The 1,117-nt window shown below is 49.8% G+C and carries 1 protein-coding gene; it reads right to left on the bottom strand.

Annotated features, from left to right (window positions below; translation table 11 throughout):
• Positions 1 to 1,117: response regulator (locus tag AC1DWB_RS35810; RefSeq protein WP_477545816.1), on the bottom strand; the 1,117-nt coding region annotated here is incomplete at both ends.

Here is a 1,117-nt window from a genome sequence, read left to right as displayed (position 1 = left end):
CCACTATAGGCTGGATCGTTAGCGGAGGGATCTGGATTGTAGTGGTTACGTCTACATCCCAGGTAATATTCAGTCTTTCCGCGAAACGTTCCTTTTCAATAAACAAGTATGAACGAACAAGGCCAAGCTCATGTTCCAGCGAGACGAATCGCTCTGAGTTCTGAAAGTCGAAGCTTGCTTGCAAATATTCGCCAAATACTTTCAGTAGCATGCGCATCCGATCTGGATCGATCAAGCTCAGAGCGGCAACCGAATTCAAGGTGTTGAATATAAAATGAKGTTGAATCTGTGCTTGCAGCCAAGCGGCTTCCATACGCAGTCGTTCGCGTACGGATTTTCTCATTTCGGTGAGAGSCTGCACTCGGGACCTCAGTTCCTTGGCATCCATCGGTTTCGTGATGTAGTCGTTCGCACCTGAGATAAATCCGGTCTCAATATCTTCAGCTCTGCTGCGAGCGGTCAGGAGTAGGATGGGAAGCTCAGAGATCGGATACAGCTCTCGAATGGTGCGCGACAGTTCAAATCCGGACATATGCGGCATCATGACATCCGTAATAACTAGATCCCATATTCTTGTATCCAGGAGTGACAGAGCCTCTGAACCGCTTGCAACCGTCACAATATCGTAGTGCTTCAAGGAAAGGATATTGACTAGGACCGTCAAATTAACAGGATCATCGTCTACGACCAAGATGTTCGGCCGATCGAGCGTGTACATGGAACCTGGTTCTGGTGTATCCTCCTCCATCTGTACGGTGGCTGCTGACATATCGGTCCCAGTCATTATGCTGGGATCGTCGATGAGTCGTTCCTCTCCATAAGGCTGAGGGGATGGGTCGGACAACGGCAGGGTAAAGGTGAACTCAGAACCTGAACCAGGGATAGAGCTGACATCGAGAGTACCACCATGTAATTCAATCAATTGTTTGGAGATGCTCAAACCGAGTCCCAACCCGCCGCCGATCGCTGTCATGCTGGAGTCCCCTTGTTCATAAGGGTAGAATATTCGGCGTTGGGTTTCCTCGTCCATGCCGATGCCGGTATCTGACACTACGATGATCGCCATTCCGTCCTTAACCTCGGCCCGAATCGTGATACTCCCCTCCTCCGTAAATTT

This window comes from Paenibacillus sp. P4_E11 (assembly GCF_056401635.1).
Note: the sequence above shows the minus strand (reverse complement) of the source record. Positions and strands in the feature narration are given on the sequence as shown.